The sequence below is a fragment of the Vibrio paracholerae genome, from assembly GCF_037672085.1.
Lineage (GTDB): Bacteria > Pseudomonadota > Gammaproteobacteria > Enterobacterales > Vibrionaceae > Vibrio > Vibrio cholerae.
Genome location: NZ_JBBHLM010000002.1, coordinates 1,914,477 through 1,936,503, shown reverse-complemented (window position 1 = coordinate 1,936,503; position 22,027 = coordinate 1,914,477). Strand labels below are relative to the sequence as shown.

At 49.5% G+C, this 22,027-nt stretch carries 19 protein-coding genes; 12 read left to right on the top strand and 7 right to left on the bottom strand.

Annotated features, from left to right (window positions below; translation table 11 throughout):
• Window positions 1-20: 20 nt before the first annotated feature.
• The 3 genes from menB (at window position 21) to menE (ending at window position 3,380) form a co-directional block, all read left to right on the top strand.
• Window positions 21-887, top strand: coding sequence for a 1,4-dihydroxy-2-naphthoyl-CoA synthase (gene menB / locus R4537_RS13895; RefSeq protein WP_001918720.1), 867 nt, complete (start codon window positions 21-23; stop codon window positions 885-887).
• A gap of 88 nt (window positions 888-975) precedes the next feature.
• Window positions 976-1,974 (top strand): o-succinylbenzoate synthase, encoded by a 999-nt coding sequence (gene menC, locus R4537_RS13890; protein WP_071178483.1) that lies wholly within the window; start codon window positions 976-978, stop codon window positions 1,972-1,974.
• Window positions 1,950-3,380: an o-succinylbenzoate--CoA ligase gene (menE, locus tag R4537_RS13885; protein ID WP_071178482.1), complete on the top strand. Its 1,431-nt coding sequence runs from the start codon at window positions 1,950-1,952 to the stop codon at window positions 3,378-3,380. The genes menC and menE overlap by 25 nt, the downstream gene beginning before the upstream one ends.
• Before the next feature lie 28 nt (window positions 3,381-3,408).
• Here menE and R4537_RS13880 read toward each other — a convergent pair whose 3' ends face one another.
• Genes R4537_RS13880 through R4537_RS13870 form a run of 3 tightly spaced genes read right to left on the bottom strand, consistent with a single transcriptional unit; the run spans window position 3,409 to window position 7,079 of the window.
• The gene (locus R4537_RS13880; protein ID WP_071178481.1) at window positions 3,409-4,569 is read right to left on the bottom strand and encodes a benzoate/H(+) symporter BenE family transporter; all 1,161 of its coding nucleotides are present in this window, start codon (window positions 4,567-4,569) and stop codon (window positions 3,409-3,411) included.
• A gap of 35 nt (window positions 4,570-4,604) precedes the next feature.
• The gene (locus R4537_RS13875) at window positions 4,605-6,476 is read right to left on the bottom strand and encodes an MFS transporter (protein ID WP_071178480.1); all 1,872 of its coding nucleotides are present in this window, start codon (window positions 6,474-6,476) and stop codon (window positions 4,605-4,607) included.
• 12 nt (window positions 6,477-6,488) lie between these two features.
• Entirely contained in the window at window positions 6,489-7,079 is a 591-nt protein-coding gene (locus tag R4537_RS13870; protein ID WP_000113994.1) for a TetR/AcrR family transcriptional regulator, read from the bottom strand.
• A gap of 193 nt (window positions 7,080-7,272) precedes the next feature.
• Between R4537_RS13870 and R4537_RS13865 the strand changes: the two genes are divergently transcribed.
• Both R4537_RS13865 and R4537_RS13860 read left to right on the top strand, forming a co-directional pair.
• Entirely contained in the window at window positions 7,273-8,148 is an 876-nt protein-coding gene (locus R4537_RS13865; protein ID WP_000825368.1) for a Tim44 domain-containing protein, read from the top strand.
• A 155-nt stretch (window positions 8,149-8,303) separates the two neighbouring features.
• Window positions 8,304-8,627 carry a DUF1244 domain-containing protein gene (locus tag R4537_RS13860; RefSeq protein ID WP_071178479.1) on the top strand — a complete coding sequence of 108 codons (324 nt, stop codon included), beginning with the start codon at window positions 8,304-8,306 and terminating at the stop codon, window positions 8,625-8,627.
• An 81-nt stretch (window positions 8,628-8,708) separates the two neighbouring features.
• On the opposite strand, the gene R4537_RS13855 is transcribed toward R4537_RS13860, so the two are convergent.
• The 4 genes from R4537_RS13855 to minC all read right to left on the bottom strand — a co-directional run bounded on the left by R4537_RS13855 (window position 8,709) and on the right by minC (window position 11,250).
• Window positions 8,709-9,197 (bottom strand): copper resistance protein NlpE, encoded by a 489-nt coding sequence (locus R4537_RS13855; protein ID WP_000748180.1) that lies wholly within the window; start codon window positions 9,195-9,197, stop codon window positions 8,709-8,711.
• A 289-nt stretch (window positions 9,198-9,486) separates the two neighbouring features.
• On the bottom strand, window positions 9,487-9,750 hold the full coding sequence (gene minE / locus R4537_RS13850) for a cell division topological specificity factor MinE (protein ID WP_000054416.1): 264 nt from the start codon (window positions 9,748-9,750) through the stop codon (window positions 9,487-9,489).
• Between the two features lie 4 nt (window positions 9,751-9,754).
• Window positions 9,755-10,567, bottom strand: coding sequence for a septum site-determining protein MinD (gene minD, locus R4537_RS13845; RefSeq protein WP_000086775.1), 813 nt, complete (start codon window positions 10,565-10,567; stop codon window positions 9,755-9,757).
• Between the two features lie 20 nt (window positions 10,568-10,587).
• Window positions 10,588-11,250 carry a septum site-determining protein MinC gene (gene minC, locus R4537_RS13840; protein ID WP_000042149.1) on the bottom strand — a complete coding sequence of 221 codons (663 nt, stop codon included), beginning with the start codon at window positions 11,248-11,250 and terminating at the stop codon, window positions 10,588-10,590.
• Window positions 11,251-11,449: 199 nt separating this feature from the next.
• Between minC and R4537_RS13835 the strand changes: the two genes are divergently transcribed.
• The 7 genes from R4537_RS13835 (at window position 11,450) to R4537_RS13805 (ending at window position 22,018) form a co-directional block, all read left to right on the top strand.
• Window positions 11,450-11,728 carry a YcgL domain-containing protein gene (locus tag R4537_RS13835; protein WP_071178478.1) on the top strand — a complete coding sequence of 93 codons (279 nt, stop codon included), beginning with the start codon at window positions 11,450-11,452 and terminating at the stop codon, window positions 11,726-11,728.
• 24 nt (window positions 11,729-11,752) lie between these two features.
• Window positions 11,753-12,724 (top strand): lytic murein transglycosylase, encoded by a 972-nt coding sequence (locus R4537_RS13830; protein ID WP_000735487.1) that lies wholly within the window; start codon window positions 11,753-11,755, stop codon window positions 12,722-12,724.
• A 163-nt stretch (window positions 12,725-12,887) separates the two neighbouring features.
• The gene (locus R4537_RS13825; RefSeq protein ID WP_071178477.1) at window positions 12,888-13,835 is read left to right on the top strand and encodes a LysR family transcriptional regulator; all 948 of its coding nucleotides are present in this window, start codon (window positions 12,888-12,890) and stop codon (window positions 13,833-13,835) included.
• Window positions 13,836-14,176: 341 nt separating this feature from the next.
• A complete protein-coding gene (locus R4537_RS13820; RefSeq protein ID WP_000096607.1) occupies window positions 14,177-15,382 on the top strand; it encodes a NupC/NupG family nucleoside CNT transporter in 1,206 nt (401 codons plus the stop codon).
• 264 nt (window positions 15,383-15,646) lie between these two features.
• Window positions 15,647-18,187 carry an Ig-like domain-containing protein gene (locus R4537_RS13815; RefSeq protein WP_071178476.1) on the top strand — a complete coding sequence of 847 codons (2,541 nt, stop codon included), beginning with the start codon at window positions 15,647-15,649 and terminating at the stop codon, window positions 18,185-18,187.
• 266 nt (window positions 18,188-18,453) lie between these two features.
• The gene (locus R4537_RS13810) at window positions 18,454-19,548 is read left to right on the top strand and encodes a NapC/NirT family cytochrome c (protein ID WP_071178475.1); all 1,095 of its coding nucleotides are present in this window, start codon (window positions 18,454-18,456) and stop codon (window positions 19,546-19,548) included.
• Between the two features lie 22 nt (window positions 19,549-19,570).
• Window positions 19,571-22,018 carry a molybdopterin guanine dinucleotide-containing S/N-oxide reductase gene (locus R4537_RS13805; protein WP_000161728.1) on the top strand — a complete coding sequence of 816 codons (2,448 nt, stop codon included), beginning with the start codon at window positions 19,571-19,573 and terminating at the stop codon, window positions 22,016-22,018.
• The last annotated feature ends 9 nt before the right edge of the window (window positions 22,019-22,027 follow it).

The following is a 22,027-nucleotide window of genomic DNA, read 5'->3' as shown; positions in this document are numbered from 1 at the left end:
TAACGACAATGGGAACCACCATGGCTAAAACTACAGGCATTTCTGAGCAAGAACTCTACGCACCAGTGATTTGGCAAGACTGCACCGGTGACTATCAAGATATCCACTACCACAAATCCGACGATGGGATTGCCAAAATCACCATCGCCAGACCACAAGTACGCAATGCGTTTCGTCCATTGACCGTCAAAGAGATGATCCATGCACTGGCGGATGCGCGTTATGACGACAAAGTGGGTGTGATTATCCTGACCGGTTTAGGTGAAGATGCCTTCTGCTCCGGTGGCGATCAGAAAATTCGTGGTGACTACGGCGGTTACCGCGATGATTCCGGCACTCACCACCTGAACGTGCTCGATTTCCAACGTCAGATCCGGACTTGTCCAAAGCCTGTGATTGCGGCTGTGGCTGGCTGGGCGGTAGGCGGCGGTCATGTGCTGCATATGATGTGTGACCTGACCATCGCAGCAGAAAATGCACAATTTGGTCAAACGGGCCCGAAAGTCGGCTCATTCGATGGCGGCTGGGGTGCTTCTTACATGGCGCGTATTGTCGGCCAGAAGAAAGCGCGTGAAATCTGGTTCCTGTGCCGTTTCTACAATGCCCAAGAAGCCTTGGATATGGGGCTGGTGAACACGGTTGTGCCAGTGGAAGAGCTGGAAAGAGAAACCGTGCGCTGGTGTCGCGAAGTGCTGCAACACAGCCCGATGGCGATTCGCTGCTTGAAAGCGGCACTCAATGCGGACTGTGATGGCCAAGCGGGTCTGCAAGAGCTGGCTGGCAACGCGACCATGCTGTTCTACATGACTGAAGAAGGGCAAGAAGGCCGTAACGCGTTTAATGAAAAACGCCGTCCGGACTTCAACAAGTTCCCACGTAACCCATAATGCTTTTCAGAGCGGCGTCCTGCCGCTCTTTCTCTTTGAACATAAACGTCGGTTTATGTGAATGTATTGGATATAGGAAGAGATCCACATGCGTCATGCAACCCTCTATCGCTACCAACTGCCGATGGATAGCGGTGTCATCCTTCGCAATGAGAAACTGACTCAGCGTGAAGGTTTTATTGTCGAACTGACCGAAAACGGCCGTACTGCACGCGGTGAGATTGCACCGTTGCCTGGCTTTAGCCGTGAAACGCTGGAAGACGCCGGCTTACAAGCACAAGCGCTGCTTGAGCAGTGGGTTAAAGGTCACGCTATCGAGTGGGATGCACAGCACCCTTCGGTCGCTTTTGGTCTTTCGATGGCGCACTACGAGCTAGAACAAGCGCTGCCGGCACAAGGCAACTACTATGTTGCGCCGCTGTGCACGGGCGATCCGGATGAGCTGCTGCCGGTATTGAACAACTTACCGGGGCAGAAAGTCGCTAAAGTCAAAGTGGGGCTATATGAGCCGATTCGGGATGGCATGCTGGTCAACCTGTTCTTGGAATCAATGCCGGATTTGACCCTGCGTTTGGATGCCAATCGCGCGTGGACTCCTGCCAAAGCGCTCAAGTTTGCTCAATACGTTGCGCCGTCGTTACGCAGTCGAATCGCGTTTTTGGAAGAGCCGTGCCAATCGCCAAGCGAAAGCATCGCATTTTCGATTGATACCGGGATTGCAATTGCGTGGGACGAAACCTTACAAGAAGCGGTTCGCGATGCGGATTTTGCTTTAGAGAATCTGTTAGGTGTCAAAACCATTGTCATCAAACCAACCTTGATTGGCTCGGTGTATCGTGTGGAGGCTTTGATTGAGAAAGCCAAAGCACTTGGGCTACAAGCGGTGATCAGCTCTAGCTTAGAGTCGAGCTTGGGCTTGAACCAGTTAGCACGTTTAGCGCATAAACTGCTGCCTAATGAAGTGCCGGGACTGGATACGATGGGATTATTCCGTGCTCAGCTCGAAACGCCTTGGCCAAATAGCTCACTGCCTGTGGTTGCCCTGCAAGAGCAGTCAATCGTATGGCGCTCGGAATCTGCTCTGTGAGCCTTTGGCAGCCTTGGCTTGAGCGTGACCCCAAGCAGGTTGCGCTGAATCATGCTGGGCAAACGCTGACTTGGCAAGCATTAGATAGCCAAGTGGCGCACTACGCTAAAGTGCTGCGTGAGCAAGGGGTTCGGTCGGGGGAAGTGGTGACGCTGGTCGGGAAAAATCATCTGCACACTGTGCTGTGGTTTTTGGCCTGCACTCAAGTGGGCGCGCGGTGCGCCTTTCTTGCGCCTCAACCTGTGGCGCGTTTGCAGGAAAAGCTCTCCACACTCTATGCCGAGCAAAGCCCGAAGCATCTCTGGTTAGCGCCAACTTGCGCATTGAGTGAAGAAGAGATTGCGGAGCTTAATGCTCATCGTCTGAGTTTGCCCGATGAGCGGGATGAATCCGTTGGTGGTGAGAAAGTCTCTAGCCAGTTTTCTGGTGAACAACTGGCGACATTAATTTTCACTTCAGGTTCGACGGGGACACCTAAAGCGGTGGCACACACTCATCAGCAACATGTGGCTTCGGCGCGCGGCTTACTGAACAAGTTTGCTTTTACCGAATCAGACAGTTGGTTACTCAGTTTGCCGCTGTATCATATCTCTGGTGTGGCTATTCTCTATCGCTGGCTTGCTGTCGGAGCCACACTCAAGATCGGCACTGGCGATCTGCAAAACGATATTGCTGGCGTCACTCACGCTTCATTGGTGCCAACTCAGCTTAAACGTTTGTTGGATAGCAGCTCTCCATTGACGCTCAAACGTGTTCTGCTCGGCGGCAGCCATATCCCTGTTGATCTCGCTCAAATGGCGGCAACGCGCGGTATTGATACTTGGCTGGGCTACGGCATGACCGAAGCCGCCTCCACCGTGACGGCAAAGCGGGTCGATGGACTTGCAGGTAATGGTGAGCTTTTGGATCATCGCGAGCTGTGCCTTGTTGATGGGAGGATTTTCATTGCTGGGAAGACGCTGGCACAAGGCTATTATCGGCAAGGGCAGCTAGTACCGCTCACTGATGAGCAGGGTTGGTTTGACAGCAAAGATCTCGGTCGCTGGCAGGGCAATAACCTGTTGATTGATGGCCGAGCGGATAATCTTTTTATCTCTGGCGGTGAAAATGTTCACTGTGAAGAAATAGAAGCGGTGTTAAACCAGCACCCTCATGTGCAAGTGGCGATCGTAATACCCGTTCAAGATAGTGAGTTTGGTGCGCGACCCGTCGCCGTGATTCGTAGTGAGGCCGAGTGGTGTCAAGCCATCGGTGATACTTGGTGCCAAGGTAAACTCGAAAAATTCAAATGGCCTATCATGTACTTTTTACTCCCCGATGCTTTGCTGGATGGGGGAATTAAAGTCTCTCGTGCGGCGGTGAAAGCGTGGTTGGCCGCCAACCAAACGCAGTTCACTCCGCTATAAGATTAAACTTATCCGCTGCTGGTTGAGTTTATGGTCGTGGGCGAGTCGTCAACCGTAAGTACGCCAATCCGATCACAAGGCCAATCAGCGTCGCGCTCATTCCAAACAAGGTGGCACCAGAAAGCGTGATCACAAAAGTCAGTAGCGCAGGCTCGCGGTACTCATCGATTTTAAACGCGCTCTGTAAACACATCATCAATGTACCGAGCAGCGCTAAACCAGCGAGCATGGCTGAAATAGGTTTGGGTAGCGCGAGGAAGAGATTGACGACGAGGGCAGCAAAAATCCCTGCCAATAAATAAAATCCTCCAGCCCAAAGTACCGCACGGTAGCGTTGTGTTTTGTCTTGATCGACATCCTCATTCATACAGATGGCGGCCGAAATGGCGGCTAAGTTGACGCTAAAGCCGCCAAAAGGCGCACTCATCAGGGTCGCCAATCCCGTGCCCACCAAAATCGGTTTGATTGGTGCGTCATACTGATAGCTTTTGAGCATCGCAATCCCCGGTAAATTTTGTGAAAGCATGGTGATGAGGTAGAGCGGCAGGGCAAGGTTGAGCATGGCGAGCCAATCAAACTCCGGCGTTACCCAAATTGGCATGGCGATCCGCAGCGCCAGATCCGCATGCTGAAAGCTTCCCAAGGCGAGAGCACTGCCAAGACTGACCAGCAAGAGCACCAACATGGTGTATCGAGGAACAAAGTGCTTAGCCAGTAAGTAGCTAGTAAATAAAAGCGCAAAGAGTGCGGGAGTATCGGTCAGTGGGGTGAAGGCTTTGGCACAAAAGGGCAGCAAAATAGCACCAAGCATAGCCGTACCTAGAGGAACTGGGATTTTACTCAGGGCGCGTGTCAAAGGCGCGAGCATGCCCGTCAAAGTAAACAGCGCGCCAGAGAGCATAAACGCGCCAATCACCACGGGTAATGAATATTGCCCCGCCGATGCCGCCAGCATGACTGCCGCAGGTGTTGACCACGCCGTGACAATTGGCGTTTTGTAAAACCAAGAGTAAAGGATTGACGTTAGCCCCATCACCACGCCTAGAGTCAGCAACCAACTTTCGATTTGGGCTGGATTGGCACCTGAGGCTGTGGCGGCTTGGATCACGATCACCACCGAACTGGTGTATCCGACCAAAACCGTGGTAAATCCCGCAGAGAGGTGACTAAGATTGAAGAATCCTTTCATTAAGTGTTCCCTTTGCTCATCGCTACCGAACTAGATTAACGCCAATCGCCACGCAATTGTGCCACTTTTTCGTGCATCACCGTCGCATTGGCTTGCTCCGGGGCAACTGGCATTCCCGCTTCAATCTCTAACTGTGAGCGAAAACGGCGTGGCACACCTTGGCAAGCTCGACCTTTGTAACGGCTGAAATAACTGCCCCATAACCCTTTGAGTGCCAGAGGAACCACTGGAACAGGGCTGCGGTGTAGGATTAAATCTAAGCCACGCATAAATGGATTCATTTCACCATCGGCGGTAAGTCGACCTTCTGGGAAAATGCACACCAAATTCCCTTCGTTGAGTGAGTGTTCAATATCCGCAAATGCGCGGCGAAGAGAGGCTCGGTTGTTGGCAGAAATCGGGATCACCCCAGCGCGTTTCAAGAAACGTTTCAGCAGTGGCAGGTTGGCGTACTCTTCTTCCATCACAAAGTGAATTAAGCGCGGACAAACCGCACTGAGCAATAGGGCATCCATATAACTGACATGGTTACACACCAGCAGTGCGCCACCTTGTTCTGGAATATGGTGCAGGTTTTTATGACGCACTCGGTACAGCGTATGAGTGAGGATCCACACCAGAAAGCGAACGGCAAAAATCGGCACTTGTAGGCAAATATACAAAGCCACCAAGACGTTAAGCACAGCCAGGAGCGCAAATAACTGCGGGATACTCATCTCCAATACACTGAGGCACACAATGCCAAGTGCGGCACTGCCGACCATAAACAGCGAATTGTAGATATTGAGAGCCGCGATCACTTGCGCACGTTCAGTGACTTTAGCGCGTTGCTGCAACATGGCGTAAAGCGGAACGATGAATACGCCACCAAACACGCCAATCAATAATAAATAAGTAAATAGTGGCCATAGCGCGGAGTAAGTAACAAAATCCGCAAAAGTACTGAAAATGGGGAGATCGGCGGGAATGCTGGTCGCCATCAGATACCCGAAGAGGCTGATCCCCACACTGCCCAAGGGTACAATGCCGACCTCAATCCGGTGTCCGGAAAGCTTGTCACACGCTAGTGAGCCGACGGCAATACCGACGGAAAATAGCGCCAGTAAGAAAGAGACCGCGGCTTCATTACCGTTGAGGTGCAGTTTAGTGAAGTTAGGAAACTGAGTAAGGTACACCGCGCCGAGAAACCAGAACCAACTGATCGCCATAATGGACTGGAAAATGGCGCGATCACGTTTGGCGATGCGGAGTGTCTGCTTGGTTTGCGTAATTGGCTGCCAACGAAATTCGAGATGCGGAGCACTCGCAGGTGCGAGTGGGATAGCGCGGCTAGAGAGATAACCAAGCACGGCGAAAATCACTACCGCAGCCGCGGCGAAGTAGTGCGCGTTATCAGCGGAAGCAATCAGTCCAGCCCCTAAGGTGCCTAATAAGATCGCCAGAAAAGTACCGGTTTCTACTAAGGCATTACCGGGGACGAGCTCTTCCGATTTCAGTTGTTGTGGTAGCAATGCGTATTTCACTGGGCCAAAAAAGGCCGATTGTGTACCCATCAAAAACAATAAAAACAGTGAGATTCCGTAGCTTTGAGTGATAAAACCTATCGCACCACACAGCATGATGGCGATTTCAAGCAATTTAACCCAACGAATATACCGAGACTTTTCTAGCTTATCCGCTAAGACTCCCGCGGTCGCAGAGAAGAGGAAAAAAGGCAAAATAAACAGACCAGCAGCGAGATTGATGAATAAATTGCTTGAGATAGGTAACGCTTGAGGGCCTGCAAACGCAACAAAGAGTAACAAGACATTTTTAAAAATGTTGTCGTTAAAGGCACCAAGAAACTGAGTGATGAAATAGGGTAAAAAGCGGCGCTCAGTTAAGAGAGCCGTAGTTGGGTTTGCCATCTTGTTCATCCATTACCAGTTAGCCAGATAGTGATTCAGCAGATTATTAATCAAAGCATTACCATCAATCGGTTCATTGGCAAAAAATTTATCATCGACACTCAAGATAGTGATGCCATGCACGCCAGACCACAATACGCGGCTCGCCTGCAACACTTCTTGCTCTGAACGCAAAGGCGCAATCACTTTCAGCAGATCTTCTAACATGCTGGTCATGTTATTAATGCGTTGAGCTTGCCACTCGGGCAGCATCTCCCCATTCATATTGTGCTCAAAAATTAACTGCCAGCGATAAGGATTTTTTTTCGCAAAATCATGGTAGCAATAAGCGAGTTGATAGAGTGCATCTTTCGGATAAGTGGTGGATTTCACCGCTTGCTGGGCTTCTTGCGCCAATTCATCAAGGGTTTGCGCCACTACATGCAATAGCAACAAATTGTAATTGCCAAACACGTTGACTAAGGTGCTGGGCACGTAGCCAATCATAGTGGCGACTTTACGTAAGCTCAGCTCATGATAGGAGTGAGTATCGAGGAACTGTTTGACTCTATCTAAGGTGAGAGCCACCAGCTCTTCTCGGGTATGATCGTTTCGTCTAGCCATGATCTGGATTCAATAATGAACAACGTTCGATAGTCTAAACATCCCCTATAGGAGCGTCAACGAATCGATTTGCAATATTCTGATACATGTCGATAAATGCAAAACGTTTCCATTGCGAGATGAACTGGCTATAGTGACTTTGAGAAGATAGATCGGCTGCAAAGCCCCATAACATCGAACCCTAAGGAAGTGTATGAAACGTTTGTTTTCGCTTATCGCGTTAATCATGGTTTCGGTTGCGGTAACTCCGATTGCTGAGGCCAAAAAATTCGGAGGTGGTAAGTCGTTTGGTAATAACAGTTACAAAACGGCTCCGGCACCTAAACAGCAACAACAAAAAAATGACACCGTGAAAAATGATGCGGCGAATCCAGCCAGCTCTGCGAAGAAAGGCTTAATGGGCGGTTTGCTCGGCGGTCTACTGGCAGGTGGTCTGCTTGCTGCCTTCTTTGGCGGTGCATTTGAAGGTATCCAATTTATGGATATCCTGATCATGGGTCTGATTGCGTTTGTGATCTTCAAGCTGATGCGTGCTTTTCTGGCATCGAAGCAAGGCAGCATAAACCAATCTCAGCAGCAACCGGCCTACAGCGGCATGAACCGCACGCCGTTTGAGCAACCTAACGTACACAACTTTGAACAGCCACAATCTATGGGTGGTGGTTTTGGTAGTGCCGCTCAGAGCGATGTACCCCACAATTACCCAGCCGGTTTTGACCGCGTGGCGTTTGTGAATGGTGCACGTGAACACTATCGCATCTTGCAAGGGGCGTGGAACCATAACCAACTCGAAACGATTCGTGAGTATGTCTCTCCAAGCCTGTTTGAAGATCTTAAAGCCGAGCGTGCGAATTACGAAGGCGATCAACATACGGACGTCATGTACGTGGATGCAGAGATTGTTCGTGCAGATTACGATGCAAACCGCGCTCAGCTCAGCTTGCAGTTCAGCGGTCGTTATCGTGACGCTGTCGAAGGTATTGAAGAAAACATCGAGGACGTATGGCACTTAGAACGTGACCTGACAGTCCCCAATGCTCCTTGGTTGATTGTTGGTATCCAAGGTTAAAAAACAGACCAACGCCCAATTTAGTCATGATATTCAACACCCAGCGAAAGCTGGGTGTTTTTTTATCACGAAAATCCGAAGCCTGCTTCAACTGCAATCTGCCTATGTTTGGGTATATACTGGTCGCCTTCAATATGGCACAAAAGGAAAGTGACGTGGCGCAATTCAAACATCAACAACTCAGCCAAGCCGAGCAAGATAAACTCGATGCCGCAGTGTTTCGTCAACTGCTACAACATCTTGATCAACATAAAGAAGTTCAGAATATCGACCTGATGATTTTGGCGGATTTTTGCCGCAACTGCTTGTGTAAATGGTACGCTGCTGAAGCGGAAAAACAGGGGGTGGATTTGAATATTGATGATGCGCGTGAGCGCGTTTACGGTATGACTTACGATGAGTGGAAGGCAAACCACCAGCCGCCTGCGGCGCCAGAGCAACTCGCCGCCTTTGAAGCGAAAACGAAAAGCAAAGCTTAAATGTAGGCAATAAAAAACGCGCCCAATGGATGGCGCGTTTTTCGTAAACCGTATTTTTGTAAAGCGTATAAGCGACTCGGTTTATTGCTTGCTTAGCACGTAAAACTCAGCCAGCTCACCTTCGATAACCTTACCTTCCATATCCAGATGGGACAGCGTGTTTTCACCCACCATGAATTGTCTGCCAGTTTGGTCGCCTGTTTGCAGTGTTACGATATTACCAGCTTCATTCCAAACGAAACTACCTTGAGAGGCAAAAGGTTCACCTTCTTTATCGAGGTATTTTTCTGTTAGCGCGTAGGTGCCATCCGCGTTCAGCGTCAGCTCAGTTTCAATGCCACCGCAATCAGCACAAGGCAGAGTGCCTTGATAGATGCCAGCCCAATCTAGGCTGTTTTGAGCATTGTGCGCTGCATCAACGCTTGCTGTTGATGGTTGAGCCGCAGATTGCTCAGCAGGTGCTGCCGCAACATCAACGACTTTTTCTACTTCCACTTTTGCGTCTTGTTGGTTGTCGCAACCGACAAGAATGAGAGTCAGCGCGCTCAGGGCAAAAATACTTTTTTTCATCATAGATCCTTGGTTAAGAAAGGTTGACCATCACAAACACGACTAATATGAACTCATGCCGTTAAGTCCTAGTCAAACGCGCGTCATTTTAGCGACAAGTTGTGTGTGATCTAGCTCAATAAAAGCGATATTTCCCAACAGATAATAAATGGTCATTTGCTTGTGGAGAAGGGTACCCCTTTCCTACTTGCCGCCTACAGACGACAACGCCAAATCGTTTGGAGAGAGCCTGTTGAGCAGAGACAAAGGAGATAATAAAAGACCCTCATCGATGAGGGTCTTGAAGCGGTTATTTTTCGTCATCCGGCAGTTTGACGTTGAGCTCAAGCACCGAGATATCATCGCCTTTATGCTCAAAAGAGAGTTCGACCATGGATGGGTCAATCGCGACGTATTTGGCAATCACTTTCAGAATGTCTTCTTTGAGTTGTGGCAAGTAGCTAGGCGCAGGATCGTTTTGGCTACGACGCTCAGCCACAATGATCTGCAGACGCTCTTTGGCAACGCTCGCGGAAGTCTTCTTCTGTGGGCGGAAAAATTCCAGCAATGACATAGCGTTAACCTCCGAATAAGCGTTTGAAAATACCTTTCTTCGCTTCAGTCAGGAAACGAAACTCAACTTGTTCACCAAGTAGACGTGCCACCGTATCTTGATAAGCTTGGCCTGCATCGGATTGATCGTCAAAAATTACTGGAACCCCTTTGTTCGAGGCGTTCAATACGGCTTGGCTTTCTGGAATCACACCGAGCAGCGGCACATGTAGGATTTCTTCGACGTCTTGCACACTGAGCATTTCACCTTGAGTGACGCGTGCAGGGTTGTAGCGAGTGAGCAGCAGATGCTGTTTTATCGGCGCTTGGCCTTGCTCCGCCCGCATCGATTTAGAATCGAGAATGCCTAGAATACGGTCAGAGTCGCGCACTGACGATACTTCAGGGTTGGTGGTGACAATCGCTTCGTCGGCGTAGTACAGCGCCATCAGCGCGCCTTGCTCAATCCCAGCTGGTGAGTCACAAATGATGAAGTCAAAACCCATCTCTTTGAGATCATTGAGCACGCGTTGTACGCCATCTTTGGTTAGCGCATCTTTATCACGAGTTTGAGAGGCTGGCAGGATGAACAGGTTTTCGTTGCGTTTGTCTTTAATCAAGGCTTGGTTAAGCGTTGCTTCACCGTTGATGACATTGACAAAATCGTACACCACGCGGCGCTCACAGCCCATGATTAAATCGAGATTACGCAGACCGATATCAAAATCGATCACAGCGGTTTTTTTGCCTCGCAGCGCGAGACCTGAAGCAATTGCAGCACTGGAGGTGGTTTTGCCAACCCCGCCTTTTCCTGACGTGACGACAATAATGCGCGACATGTTATTTTTTCCTTTCAATCTTAAATCGTGAGCGTTTCGAGATAGAGCGATTCGTCAGTCATACTGAGCATCACCCTCTGTTGCCAGAACTGACTTTCAATTTGATCACTTAACCAATAGCGGCCAGCGATGGAAATCAATTCCGCTTGCAAATCATGACAAATAATTCGTGCTTCTCGTTGACCACTCGCTCCGGCAATCGCCCGGCCACGTAACGTGCCATAAATATGGATTGAACCATCGGCGATCACTTCAGCCCCTGCACTAACGTGACTTAAGATCACCAGATCGCCGTCTTTGGCATAAATCTGTTGACCCGAACGCACTGGGGTACGAATCACTTTGGTCGGGGCCATTTGCGCTGGGGCTTGGGCTGGGGAGTTTGTGGCGGTCATTACTGCAAAACCGGCTTCGACGGCAAGGTTTTGGCTACGTTTGTCTTTACATCCTGTGACACCGACGGGGATTAAACCCGCTTGGCTGATCCCTTGTTTTAACGCAGGATAATCAAGATCGCCCTCGACTTTCGCCACATTGATCACCACTGGCGCATTGGCAAAAAAGGCCGGGGCTTGCGCGATCTTTTCTTGAAGAAATTGAACAGTATGCGCAATTTGGTTGTCAGAAAGGTGTAATACCGACAAAGTAAAACTACTACCTTTCAGGTCAGGGTTTTTCGACATGGTAACATTGACCTCAATAAACTCTATGCCTTACGGAGAGAGCATTGGCTGAGAACAGGGCTGTCATGTTATATTCAGCGCCAAAGCACAGCAAGTTCTCTTGCGGTGAAATAAGTGATTTGGCATCAATTTTGATCAAAGTTAACTGAATTAAGACAAAATGCCCTAAGTGGTCAATAATCGAAATAAAAGGCTTGTCATGCTTTGCTCTATTTACAAAAGTCCTAAAAAAGAAGGCTCTTATCTCTATATTCCGAAACGGGACGATTTTTCACAGGTCCCTGACACCTTAAAACAGATGTTTGGTAAACCTATTTTTGTCATGCTGGTCAATCTTGAGCAGCGTCAGTTGGCGCAAGTGAATGTGGAGAAGGTGAAACAATCCATGCAGGAACAAGGTTTCTTTTTGCAGTTACCGCCGCCACCAGAAAATTTGCTGGAACAACATAAGGAGCGCAAAGCGCGCCAAACTCCCTGATGAAGATGGCTCAAGGAGGGCATCTTGAAAAAATTATTATCGATAGTACTGGGCCTAGCGTTATCGGCACCCGTACTCGCCAATGAAGTCAGTTTTGAACAATATGTCGAAAGGCTAAAGCAGCAAGCGCGTGAAGAAGGAATTTCCGAACGTATCCTCAACGAAGCGTTTCGTGATGTGGAATACAAGCCTCGTTCCGTCGTTGCGGATAAAAATCAGCCAGAGAAAAAGTTGACGCTGGATGAATACATCCCGCGCGCTGTACCAGAGTGGAAAGTAAAGCAAGCACAATCTCTGTATGAAAAACACTACACTGAGCTGCAACGCATTGGTAAGCAGTATGGCGTACAACCGAGATTTATTGTTGCCTTGTGGGGGGTTGAAAGTAATTTCGGTGCGTTCACGGGTAACTTTCGGGTGATTGATGCGTTATCGACGCTGGCCTATGAAGGCCGCCGCGAAGAGTTTTTCCGTAAAGAAACCATGGCCGCCTTGCAGATCCTCGAACAAGGTCACATTGCCCCTGAAGCCATGAAAGGCTCTTGGGCGGGCGCGATGGGGCAGTGTCAATTTATGCCAAGCTCGTTTTTGAATTTTGCCGCTGATGGCAACGGCGATGGCAAAAAAGACATTTGGGGAACACGTTCAGACGTATTTGCTTCTACGGCTAACTATCTCAGCCAATCAGGCTGGGATGATAAGTACACTTGGGGACGCCAAGTGAAAATCCCCAAAGGGTTTGACCATGCTCTAGAAGGACGTCAGCCTGAAAAAGGCAAAACGTTACAAGAGTGGAGTAAGCTTGGGGTCACTCGTTATGATGGTAAACCGCTGCCAGCGCTTTCTGATGATATTAAAGCGTGGCTCATCATGCCTGATGATGAAGCAGGGCGCATTTATCTTGTGTATAACAACTACAATGTATTGATGAAGTGGAATCGCTCTCATTACTTTGCGTTGGCGGTCAGCCATCTGGCGGATCGGATTGCGTTCTAACCTGTTGGATTGACGCAACGGATTGGCAATTAGCGAACAGAGGGCTCTCATTGAGCCCTCTGTTTTTTCTGTTTGTGAGCAACGGGTTTTTAGGCATTTCGGTAATCGGGATGTGTTGATGAAGAAGGCTGTGATGGGGAGAGTTTGCTGATGGAGATGCGATTTGTTTGCTGAACGCGCGAGCCAAATGGCTTTATTTGCGGTGTTAATCCAACATCAAAGTTTTACTGCTGCTGCGCACGCGCTAGGCGTGTCGGTGTCTCATGTCAGTAAACAGCTCGCCGCGTTAGAGGCCTCGCTGGGCGTTAAACTGGTGCAGCGCACCACGCGCAGCTTTACTCTGACGGATGCTGGGAATCTGTTTTATGCCCAGTGCCGTGAACTTTTAACGATTGTGACCAATGCACAAAGTGAAATGGAAGATCAGCGTGATGAAGTGACAGGGCTGATTAGACTTGGTTTATCGCAATCTTTTGGCACCTTGCATGTGTTGCCTGCTTTGGAGCAGCTTCGCCAACAATATCCTGAGTTGAACGTCGAAGTGCATCTATTTGATCATAAAGTCGATATGCTCAAGGAAGGGTTGGATTTATGGATAACCAGTAACGAGCAGCTACCAGAGGGTTATGTGGCGCAGCGCATTGCCGACTGCCGTTTTGTGGTGGCCGCATCGCCAGACTACCTGCTGCCTTATGGATCACCCACAGAACCTATGGCCTTAATGGAGCATAACTGCTTGATTTATCGAAGCTGGGAGCGCGATTACACCCGTTGGTCATTCAGCCGAGATGGACACAATCAAACCATTAAAGTGGCCGGAAACTACTCGGTCGATCTGGCGGAAGCGGTACGCGATGCTGCCGTGGCAGGATGGGGAATCGCTTATTTAGCGACCTATTTGCTGCGAGATGAATTTCGCACAGGGCAGCTTATTCAACTGCTGCCTGAGTGGTCCGCCAATCAACAGATGCCGTTTTATGCGGTGTATCCCAGTCGTCAACATATGCCGAAAAAAACATCGGCGGTGATTGAATTTATCAAACAGCGGCTCGGTACGCCTTGTTACTGGGATACTCGTTTACAACCTTATGTTCGTTTTGCAGCAGAATAGCTTCTGGCGACTTAACGCCGTAGCCGTGTGGATCATGTTTGCTCTCCTTAATGACGCCGCCTTTCGATACTCGGTGAGATAGGCTCACTGGCTTGCTAGTGCAACAGGAGATCGCTTGGGTATATCCCATGAGGATTATTGCTGTTTTTAAAAAGATATTTTCCCAATGGAAAAGATAACTCAAAAGCAAACGTTTAGGCTTAATAAAATCAGCAAGTTATGAAAAGACGCATTTTGATTACCGGTTTGGTAATGAGTGATTAACAAACTCACCTTGCGCATACGATTTCCTTCACTAAAATCGCCGCCTTTCCTGTTCTAATCACATTTTGGGCGGCGTTATGTCATCACTCCTCGGTATGGGCGCAATTTTGCTGGTTGCGTGGCTATTTTCTACCAATAGAAAAAATATCAACTTGCGTACAGTTTCTTTAGCGTTACTGCTGCAAATCTTCTTCGCCTTACTGGTGCTGTATGTACCTGCGGGTAAAGAGGCACTCAATCGTGTGACGGGCGCGGTGTCACAACTGATCAACTATGGGCAAGATGGTATCGGTTTTGTGTTTGGTGGCCTCGCCAATGGCAGCGTAGGTTTTGTGTTTGCGATTAATGTCCTTGGCATCATCATTTTCTTCTCTGCACTGATTTCTGGCCTTTACCATTTAGGCATCATGCCGAAAGTGATTAACCTCATCGGTGGTGGTTTACAGAAATTGCTTGGCACAGGCCGTGCAGAATCCCTTTCTGCTACCGCAAACATTTTCGTGGGTATGATTGAAGCGCCGCTGGTGGTGAAACCTTATCTTCATAAAATGACCGATTCGCAATTCTTTGCAGTGATGACTGGCGGCTTAGCGTCGGTTGCTGGCGGTACTTTGGTTGGTTATGCCTCTTTAGGTGTGGAATTGAACTATCTGATCGCGGCGGCTTTCATGTCTGCCCCTGCGGGTCTCTTGATGGCAAAAATCATGTTGCCAGAAACCGAACACGTCGATGCCGCGATTGCGCAAGATGAGTTGGATCTGCCGAAATCCACTAACGTCGTCGAAGCGATTGCGGATGGCGCGATGTCGGGTGTGAAAATTGCTGTTGCGGTAGGGGCGACTTTGCTCGCTTTCGTGAGTGTGATAGCGCTGTTAAACGGCTTGCTCGGTTGGTTTGGTGGCTGGTTTGGCATCGAGCTAAGCTTTGAACTGATCATGGGGTATGTTTTCGCTCCGGTAGCTTGGCTGATTGGTATTCCATGGCATGAAGCGATCACGGCAGGCTCGTTGATTGGTAACAAAGTGGTGGTGAACGAGTTTGTCGCTTTCATTCAACTGATTGAAGTGAAAGAGCAATTGAGTGCGCATTCACAAGCGATTGTGACTTTCGCGCTGTGTGGTTTTGCCAATATTTCTACCATGGCGATTTTGATTGGTGGTTTGGGTAGCCTTGTACCTGAACGTCGCTCTTTTATCTCCCAATACGGCTTCCGTGCGATTGGCGCAGGCGTATTGGCTAACCTAATGAGCGCATCGATCGCTGGGGTGATTTTATCACTGTGATCACAGGTTGATGGATTGAGGCCAGCGAGTATGCTGGCCTTTTTTTTGTCATTCCTAAATCACCGCTTTTAGTAGTGGTGATTGTTTTAAAGATCTCCTTTTTATTTCGTGAATCGCGCCGAAAAAGAATTGAAAGCGATGATTAACCACAGAAGAAGCAGTGACACTGTGCCGAGAACGGTAAACTATTCCATTGATTAACATGCAAATCTTTCACTCTGGAGTATTAGTTATAAGCGACATCATCTAATACAGGAGAGAAACATGAAGCGCTATTGTTTAGCCGCCGTGATTACCGCCAGTTTGGGGGTAAGTTACTCAGCACAAGCCTATAACTGTGCCGGAGTGCCAGTGTGGGACAGCAGTACAGTGTATGTTGGCAGTGATAAAGTTCAAAAAACCAACACCGCTTACCAAGCGCGTTACTGGACTCAGGGTAACGATCCGGCAACCCATTCTGGTCAATGGGACGCATGGCAAATTCTTGGACAGTGTGACGGAGGGGCGAATAACCCACCTCAAGTGTCCATTCAATCACCACTCAATAACGCCAAGATCCCACAAGGCTCCGTCGTCGGATTACAAGCCAATGCCTCAGATAGTGATGGCAGCATCACTCAAGTGGAGTTTTTAGTCGGCACACAGCGTATCGCGATTGACCAACAAGCCCCATATCAAGTGGACTGGACGGCAACGCTAGGAGCCACTTCAGTGACCGCGATTGCGACCGATAACCAAGGTGCAACCACCAGCAGCACCGTAAATATCAGCGTAACGCCTACCGGTAACCCAGTTCCGCCAACTGTGACGTTGACTAGCCCGACGGGCAGTGAACAGCTAACCGTGGGCGATGTTCTAGCCGTGGCCGCAAATACCACTGACAGTGATGGCGCTGTCAACGCTGTTGAATTTTATGTTGATGGCCAACTTGTTGTGACCGATAGCTCTGAGCCTTATCAGTTTAATTGGAATGCCGCTGTCGGCAGCCATACCTTTAAAGCCAAAGCGATTGATAACGACAACCTGTCTACCCTGAGCCAAGAAGTGACTTTAACGGTCGGCAGTGGCTCGAATGCAGGTTGCGCGGGTTTACCTGTGTATTCGGCGGGAACCGCGTATTCGGCAGGGCAGTTGGTACAAAATAAGAACCAAAAATATCGCTGTGATATCGCCGGTTGGTGTTCTTCCAGCTCCGGTTGGGCGTATGAGCCAGGGGTTGGAAGTTATTGGAAAGAAGCATGGAGTGGTTTAGGCGCTTGTTCAACCCCACCTGTCGTGACATTAACCAACCCAACGGCTAACCAAGTGATTCTTGCTGGCTCAACCGTCAGTGTGGCGGCGCAAGCCAGTGATGCCGATGGCTCGGTCACGCAAGTGGAGTTTTTTGCGGGCAACAACAGCTTAGGCGTGGTGACTCAAGCGCCTTATGCGGTTAACTGGATAGCCACCACTACAGGGAATCAAACCCTGAAAGCAGTCGCAACCGACAACGACAGTAACACCAGTGAAAGCGCAGTCAGCGTGACGGTGAGCGATCAAGATCTGGTGGTTTCACTGACTTCGCCGACATCCGGCCAAACCGTTGGTCTAGGTAAACCGGTCAACATTGCCGCCGATGCTACGTCACTAACCAATAATGTGGCGAAAGTGGAGTTTGTGGTCAACGGCGCGGTAGTTGCAACGGATACAACAGAGCCTTTTGCTTACAGTTGGACGCCAAGTGCGATTGGTAACTATACCGTTGCCGCGAAAGCGACTGACGCAGCAGGAACGAGCGTGACCTCTTCCGCTGCCGCAATCAGCGTGGTAGAGCAAGCGCAGAAGAAACATCGTCTGATCGGTTACTGGCATAACTTCGTCAATGGTGCGGGTTGCCCAATTCGTTTGGCGGATATGTCACAAGCGTGGGATGTGATTGATATTGCCTTTGCAGAAAACGATCGCAACAGTACCGGAACGGTACATTTCAACCTGTATGCCGGTGATATTTACAGCAGTTGTCCTGCGCTCGATCCTGCGCAATTCAAGCAAGATATGAAAGCACTACAAGCGAAAGGTAAAGTATTTGTCCTTTCCTTAGGTGGCGCTGAAGGCACTATTACCCTTAACACTGATCAAGATGAAGCCAACTTCGTGAGCAGCCTGACTGCGTTGATCAAAGAATGGGGCTTTGATGGGTTGGATGTGGATCTCGAAAGTGGTTCAAACCTTGTTCATGGCTCACAAATTCAAGCGCGCTTAGGCCGAGCATTGAAGCAAATCGAGAAAAATATCGGTGGTGATATGTTCCTCACTATGGCGCCTGAACACCCTTATGTGCAAGGGGGTATGGTCGCTTACAGTGGAATTTGGGGCGCTTACATTCCGGTGATTAACGAAGTGCGCGATACGCTTGATATTCTGCATGTTCAGCTCTACAACAACGGTGGTTTACCTAACCCATATACACCGAGTGCGGCACCAGAAGGCTCTGTGGATATGATGGTCGCCCAATCAAAAATGTTGATTGAAGGCTTCACCTTAGCCAACGGGACACGCTTTGAACCATTGCGTGACGACCAAGTGGCCATTGGTTTGCCGTCAGGTCCAAGTTCGGCAAATTCAGGTCAAGCTCCAACCCAAAATATCCTTGATGCGTTGGATTGTTTAACCAAAGGAACCCGCTGCGGCACCATCAAACCAGCCTTTGCCTACCCCAATTATGCAGGCGTGATGACCTGGTCAATCAACTGGGATAAGCACGACGACTTTAATTTTTCCAAACCGGTTGGGGATAAACTTAGCCAGATGAATAATGCTCAGTAAATCCGTTCGTTGAGTTTCTTTTATCGCCAAATTCACCTCAGTTACGCTGGGGTGAATTTTTTATGGCACTTGTTTAGAGAGTTACCAATAAGTAAAGAGGTTGGTTGAAATCCGTGGAGGGGCAGTGAAGATAGTCCGCGATAGGTTTGACTCAACATCACATAAGCACGCTTGTCGTAGCACGTATATGATGCGGATCAATATCTCATACCCCAAAAGGGGTAGGATGATCGCATATTTATAAATGTAAAAGGATGTGTAAGCTTATGTCGATCAAAAAAAGGTATGTTGCACTGCTTGTTGCCATTGGGGTGGCAATTGGCTGGGTCACTTTAGGTGGCAGTGCTGCAGTGATGCATTACACCTCAAGCACCGAGTTTTGTCTCTCCTGCCATTCTATGGAGATCCCTTTTAAGGAGTATCAAGGCTCTGTTCACTTTTCCAATGCGAAAGGCATTCGCGCCGAATGTGCCGATTGCCATATTCCGAGCGATCCTATCGGTTATCTCGTCACTAAGGTACGAGCGACCAAAGACATCTACCACGAATTTGTAACAGGTAAGATTGATACGCCTGAGAAGTATGAGGCGCACCGCCAAGAGTTAGCGGAGATGGTATGGCAGCAGATGCGCGGTAACGATTCGGCAACGTGTCGCTCTTGCCATGATTTTGATGCCATGGAGCCGTTTGAGCAGTCACACGAAGCGGTGAAAATGCACAACTACGCCAAAGCTAATAACCAAACCTGTATTGATTGCCACAAAGGTGTCGCGCACTTCGCACCTGAAGCGGAGCTTGATAGCAAAGCCTTTGAAACCTTGATGGCCTTTACCGAAAAAACGGCCGCTGACGCGCAGCGCGTTTACCCTGTCACCGCGATTGCGATGGGTGAACTGGGTACGATCAACCCGACGACTGCTCTGGATGTTGTGAGTACCAAGGGCACTGAACGTACCGTGCAAATCAACGCTTACCAAATGAAAGGCGCAGAACAAGTCCTGTATATGGGTGAGGGGCAACGTGCGGTTGTCGCGACTTTAACCGAGCAAGGCCAACAAGCGCTGCAAGCACAAGACTATAAAACCGATGCTTACGGTAACCAATGGCGCGCGGTGAATTTAACCGCCACCATCACATCGCCTGTGGTGGATAGTTTAGAGCCGGTTTGGTCTTATGCCGAACAGCTTGATAACGTTTACTGTGCGACCTGCCATGCGAAAATTCCAGCCAGTCACTTTACCGTGAATGCTTGGGGGCCAGTGGCGAAAAGTATGGGAGAACGGACAGATATTTCTGCCGAGAACCTAGAAATTCTCACCAAGTTCTTCCAACACCACGCCAAAGATGTGGTTGGTCACTGAGTACAAGTAGAGGGATAACGTTATGACTAAAATCACCCGTCGTGGATTTTTAAAAGGCACTGGTATGGCTGCTGGTGCAATGGCTTTCACTTCATTCTCGCCACTCTCTGTTGCCAGTGATAATGCGCGTGGCAAAGGCGTGTTAACGGCTGGACGTATGGGGCCACTTCTCTGTGAAGTGCAAGATGGCAAAATGGTTGCGACCAAAAATGCGCTGGCGCAAACCGTACCGAACAGCTTGCAATCGACAGGCCCCGATCAGGTATATACCCAAGCGCGGGTTAAATACCCTATGGTTCGCAAAGGCTTTTTAGCAAACCCATCCGCGCCGAAAGGAGTACGTGGCAGTGATGAGTTTGTACGCGTATCGTGGGATGACGCGTATCGCTTAATCCATGAGCAGCATATGCGCATTCGCAAAACCTATGGTCCAGCCTCGGTGTTTGCTGGCTCTTATGGTTGGCGCTCCAGTGGCGTGCTGCATAAAGCTCAAACTTTATTGCAACGCTATATGAGTATGGCGGGCGGCTATTCAGGCCACTTGGGAGATTACTCAACTGGCGCGGCGCAAATCATCATGCCGCACGTGGTTGGTTCGATTGAAGTGTATGAGCAGCAAACCACTTACCCCGTAGTGCTAGAGCACAGTGATGTGGTGGTTCTGTGGGGGTTAAACCCGATCAACACATTGAAAATTGCGTGGAGCTCGACCGATTGCGCAGGTCTTGAATTCTTCCATCAACTGAAAAAATCCGGCAAAACCATTATCGGTATTGATCCGATCCGCTCCGAAACCATCGAGTTTTTCGGTGAGCAAGCTCAATGGATTGCCCCACACCCAATGACAGATGTGGCGATGATGATGGGCATCGCGCACTCGCTGATCAAACAAGGTAAGCACGATAAAGCCTTCTTGGACAAATACACCGTAGGTTACGATCGCTTTGAAGCGTATTTGCTGGGTAAAGAAGATGGCGTTGAAAAGTCCGCGCAATGGGCAGAAGGCATTTGTGGCGTACCAGCCAAGCAACTAGAAACGCTGGCTGAGATTTTCAGCAACCATCGCACCATGCTAATGGCAGGCTGGGGTATGCAGCGTCAACAATATGGTGAGCAGCGTCACTGGATGGTGGTCACCTTAGCCGCGATGTTGGGGCAAATTGGCTTGCCGGGCGGTGGTTTTGGTTTCTCCTACCATTACTCGAATGGCGGGAACCCCGCGCGTGACGCGGGTGTACTGCCTGCCATTTCGGCAGCTATTGGTGGTGGATCTTCGGCGGGGAATGATTGGGCGATTTCAGGGGCGACGCAAAGTTTCCCGGTCGCGCGTATTGTGGAAGCGTTGGAGAATCCGGGCGGGACCTATCAACACAATGGTCACACGCTGACCTTCCCTGAGATCAAGATGATCTGGTGGGCGGGTGGTGCCAACTTTACCCACCATCAAGACACCAATCGTCTGATCAAAGCGTGGCAAAAGCCTGAGCTGATTGTGATTTCAGAGCCGTATTGGACAGCGGCGGCGAAGCATGCCGATATCGTACTTCCGATCACCACAACGTTTGAGCGTAATGACTTGACCATGACGGGTGACTACAGTAACCAACACTTGGTGCCGATGAAACAGGTGGTGGAGCCACAAGGCGAAGCGCGTAACGACTTTGATGTGTTTGCCGATATGGCGGAAATGATCCGTCCCGGAGGCCGTGATGTGTTTACCGAAGGCAAAACCGAGATGGAATGGTTGTACGGTTTCTACAAAACCGCGCAGAAGAGCGGCCGTGCAGCACGAGTGGCGATGCCGAATTTCAGTAAGTTCTGGGAAGATAACCAGCTGATTGAAATGAAGTGGAACGCGAAAAATGCTCAGTTTGTGCGTTACGCCGATTTTCGCGCGGATCCGATCCTCAATCCATTAGGTACACCGAGCGGCAAGATTGAGATTTACTCTAAAACTCTGGCGGGCTTTAATTTACCTGATTGTCCAGCCCATCCAACCTGGTTGGCTCCTGATGAATTTACCGGTAATGCGAAGCAGGGCGAGTTGCAATTAATGACGGCGCACGCGGCGCACCGTTTGCACAGTCAATTCAACTACGCTCAATTGCGGGAAGAGTATGCGATTGCTAACCGTGAGCCGATTTGGATCCACCCAGAAGATGCGGCATCACGCGGCATTCAAACGGGCGATTTGGTTCGTGCCTATAACCAGCGTGGCCAAGTACTGGTCGGCGCTTTGGTGACGGATCGCATCAAACAAGGCTCAGTCTGTATTCACGAAGGCGGCTGGCCAGATCTTGATCCGCAAACTGGCTTATGTAAAAACGGTGGTGCGAATGTGCTGACTTCAGACATTCCGACTTCACGTTTGGCCAATGGCTGTGCGGCGAACTCTTCTCTGGTGCGTATTGAAAAGTACACAGGGCCGGCGTTGGAACTGACGGCGTTTATGCCACCGAAAAATGGCTAATCGCGAGTG